This is a genomic window from Gemmatimonas sp. (genome assembly GCF_044376735.1).
Taxonomy (GTDB): domain Bacteria; phylum Gemmatimonadota; class Gemmatimonadetes; order Gemmatimonadales; family Gemmatimonadaceae; genus Gemmatimonas.
In genome coordinates this window covers 1-4,265 of the sequence record NZ_JBILKJ010000198.1, presented here as the reverse complement: position 1 = coordinate 4,265, position 4,265 = coordinate 1, and the positions used below count along the sequence as shown (strand labels likewise).

The 4,265-nt window shown below is 62.2% G+C and carries 2 protein-coding genes; one reads left to right on the top strand and one right to left on the bottom strand.

Annotation, left to right across the window (positions count from 1 at the left end; genetic code table 11):
- The first annotated feature begins 308 nt into the window (after nt 1-308).
- On the top strand, nt 309-2,306 hold the full coding sequence (locus tag ACIRA7_RS15280) for a prolyl oligopeptidase family serine peptidase (protein WP_396221704.1): 1,998 nt from the start codon (nt 309-311) through the stop codon (nt 2,304-2,306).
- A 5-nt stretch (nt 2,307-2,311) separates the two neighbouring features.
- Here the strand turns inward: ACIRA7_RS15280 and ACIRA7_RS15275 are convergent.
- The coding region (locus ACIRA7_RS15275; protein WP_396221703.1) for a DNA/RNA helicase domain-containing protein at nt 2,312-4,265 on the bottom strand (1,954 nt) is incomplete at its 5' end.

Sequence of the window (4,265 nt, the reverse complement as noted above, 5' to 3'; positions counted from 1 at the left end):
CCCGGGTGATGAAGGCTTCTTAGGGCTTTGGGCTTTGGGCTTTGGGCTTTGGGCTTTGGGCTTTGGGCTTTGGGCTTTGGGCTTTGGGCTTTGGGCTTTGGGCTTTGCTGGGGGCTGGGGGCTGGGGGCTATCGGCCGTGGGCCGTGAGCGGTGGGCCGTGGGCGGCACAGCGCCTGATTGAGTGCGAAGCGCGGTTTCCCCACGGCCCACGGCCGATGGCCCACGGCCGATAGCCGAGAGCCGAGAGCCCACAGCCCGCTGTTCTTTTTTCGTCGTAGTTCCACTCCGAAACCGAATCATTCCAGCCATGCGTGTTCGCCTTATCCTCGCCCTCCTCGCCGGCACCGCCAGCGTGGCCGCCGCCCAAGCCCCCCGTCCGATCCGGTCGGCCGACATCTACCGCTTGCGTGATGTCGGCGCGGCCCGCATCTCCCCCGATGGCGCGTGGATTGCCTACACCGTCACCACGGTCGACTCGGCGAAGGACAAGAGCGACAGCGACGTGTGGATGGTGAACTACGAGGGTACCCGCACCATCCGCATGACGAGTTCACCGGAAGGCGAAAGCAATCCGCGGTGGAGCCCCGACAATCGCTATCTGAGCTTTGTCTCGGGTCGCTACGAGTCGAAGGGGGGACAGGTGTGGTTGCTGGATCGCGCCGGCGGTGACGCGGTGCGGCTCACCGACCTCAAGGGCGGGGTGGGCGAGTACGAATGGTCGCCCGACGGCACCCGCTTAGCCGTGGTGTCGCACGACCTCGACCCCGAAGAATCGAAACCCGATTCGCTGAAGACGAAGAGCCCGAAACCGATCGTGCTCGATCGCTACGCCTTCAAGCGCGACAACACCGGTTATCTCGATCGCCTGCGCGATCATGTGTACATCGTGGATGTGGCCACGAAGAAAGCCGTCCAGATCACGACCGGCGATTTCGACGATCAGTCGGTGCGCTGGTCGCCCGACGGCAAGCGCCTCGCGTTCGTGAGTGAGCGCAGCGGCACCGATCCCGATCGCACCAACAATGCGGACCTGTACGTGGTCGATGCCGTGGCGGGCGCGACACCGGTGAAGCTCACCACGTGGAGCGGCCCCGACGCCAATCCCGTGTGGAGCCCCGATGGACAGTCCATCGCGTATCTGCAGGGGAGCGAACCGCAGCTGTCGGCGTATACGCAGAATACGATTGCGGTGGTACCGAGTGAGGGTGGCGCTGTCAGGTTGATCGCGACGTCGCTCGATCGTGATGTGAGCGCACTGACGTGGAGTGCCGACGGCACGACGCTGCGTTTCCTGGTGGGCGATGACCGCGCGGTGCATTTCGCTGCGGTACCGGTGAGTGGCGGAGCGGTGACGCGCCTGCTCGAGGGACGTCGCGTGGTCAGCTCGTACGACGCCTCGACCACCGGCCGCATGGTGCTCAACACCGCCACCGCCACGCGCTCGGGCGAAGTGTACGCCTTCGAAAACGGTGCGCTGCGGGCGCTCACATATGTGAACGATTCCATCTTCACGGCATTGTCGCTTGGTACCACCGACGACGTGCAGTTCAAGAACAAGGACGGCCTCACCGTGGGCGCGCTGTTGGTGAAGCCCGCGGGATTCGACGCCAGCAAGAAGTATCCGCTCATGCTGCGCATTCATGGCGGCCCGAACGGCCAGGATCAGCACGCCTTCTCGTTCGAGCGTGAGCTGTTCGCCGCCAACGGCTATCTCGTGCTGGCGGTGAACTATCGTGGCAGCTCGGGGCGCGGTCAGGCGTGGAAGAAGGCCATCTTCGCCGACTGGGGGAACAAGGAGGTGCAGGACCTGCTGGCCGGCGTGGATCACGTGATCAGCATGGGCGTGGTGGACACCACGCGCATGGGGATCGGTGGCTGGAGCTACGGCGGGATTCTCACCGACTACACCATCGCCACCACCACGCGCTTCAAGGCCGCCACCAGCGGCGCCGGCAGTGCGCTGCAAACCACGATGTACGGCAGCGACCAGTACATCTACCAGTACGAGAACGAACTCGGTGCGCCGTGGAAGAATCCGAAGCTGTGGGAGAAGCTGTCGTATCCCTTCTGGCACGCCGACCGCATCACCACGCCCACGATGTTCCTGGGCGGCGAGAAGGACTTCAACGTCCCCATCGCCGGCGGCGAGCAGATGTATCAGGCGCTCAAGTCACTGGGTGTGCCGAGTCAGATGATCGTGTATCCCGGACAGTTCCACGGGATCTCGCGGCCGAGCTTCGTGAAGGACCGGTATGACCGCTATGTGGGGTGGTATGCGAAGTATCTGATGGGGGTGACGCAGTAGGGGCGTCAGTCGAGCGATTTCATTCCTGCCGCCATCAAGTACGCGTGTGTTTCGTCGAGAGACGCAAGCGGCGGCAGGAAGAGAACCGTCCCATCACGACCACGAGTCAGCAGTACACGGTATGCGTTGAGTCGAAGCTGGTAGGGATCCTTGATCTTCGTTCCGCGCTTGTATCCGCGCGCCAGCGTATTTGACCACGCGCCTTCACGTCGAAGGAAATCCGTACCCCACGCCAGCAAGGCTGCGTCGAGCTCGAGTCCCTGGGCGCCGAACTCGGTAACGCAGGATGTGAGAAGACGACAGCTTCGCCCTCCGTAGTCGGATTCGTTGTCACCATACCACGGACCGATCTTCATGAATTTGTTGGTCGACTGAAAATCATTCGGGACGCCGAACGCTTCGAGCGCTTTATCGCGTGACGACGCGACCATACCGAAGCGAGCGCGTGCGTCGTCGGCGTATCGCTCTCGCAGGTAGCGCTTCGCTGTGTCGAGCGAACGCGTGATGCGAAGGTGATAGCCACCTGCGTCGAGTTGTTCCGCAATCGGCGCCAAATCCGCTGGCACCACTCCGTCAAGCAACATGGCGACATAACGGTGCAGATCGCCCGCGAAGTGAAAACGCAACTCCCGATCGAGGTTGAGCGCAGGACGATTCTCGAAAGCTACGGCGCCACCCTTGAAGAGTCCGGCCACCGCGGTTGGTGCATGGACCGTCCACTCGGAATTCTTGGCCGACCCCTCTACCGCCGTTTTCCATTGGCCGAGTCCGCCCTCTTCGCCGATGTGAATCTCTTGTCCGCTGCCAATGAGTCCGACCACGACGCACCATTCTGGAATACGGTCAGCGAATCCGATAAACTCCTCCGGCTCGCTTCGCGCATCCGCGCGGTCATGTTTTGCACGTACCTGATCTGCGTCGTAGGCACGCTGCGCTTCATCGAACACCAATACATGCTCGGGCGGAACTGGCGACCGGGCTGCTGAGTAGCGCTTGACATACTCCTTCACGCCGCGAACAAACGTCTTACCGTCGCCTCCCGCGGCTCGCATCTCGTACTGAAGCACCTCCACCAGTGGACCATTGCCACTCAGGTAAACTGCCGGAGCGGTAGGTTTTCCATCGACTCGCGTGACGGAGAGATCATCGAGGTAGCGTGCGTGAACGGTCTGCAGGCCAACGAGTGTCTTTCCTGCGCCGGGGATTCCGGTCAGCAAGATCAAATGGCGCGACTTGGTGAGCGCCGCCTGGTGAATAATCTGCTTGATCTCTTCGATGGCAGGCTCTGTCGCGGCATGCGCACGCTCAATCTTCCGCAGTGAACCAGACGCCATGAGTTCACGCGCCGCCTCCACGATCGTTGGAAGCGGGCAATACGCGCCGTCTGCCAGAAATGCATCTCGACTCAACACGGGCTCGCGCTTGGTACGCGTCAGGTCGGCGATCACTGCGTCTAGCGCGTCCGGTCCCGTGATGTGCACACCGGAAATCTCGTGCTGATATCCGCGTGCGCGGGTCGGTACGAGTACCGCAGTGACTTCCCGATCGGCACACTCGCGATGGTAGTTGCGAAGGTCTCGGGCATACGCCGCCGCTTGATCCAGGTCAGCCTGACTTGGGGCGAGCTTTCCCTTGAGCTCGATTACCATTACGCCTGCCCCGACCAAGAGCACCACGTCGGGCCGACGTGATTCCATCGGCAGCTCGTACTCGAGAATCGCCGAGTACTGGCGAGCAAGCTCATCGCGAATGAGCACTTCTGAGACCTCAGATTGCAGCGGCGGAATCGAATCCGCCCACGCGCGATGCTGCTCCGGGGATGCATCGGTCACAAATGCCGCGAGACTCTCGCGAATCTGCTTTGGAGGAGCTGCCCGAAAATCAGCGAAGCTGGATTCCCATCCTGAGCGCGGACGATCGGTCATTGTCGTTGGATTGAGTGCGAGGCAATACGGCGAT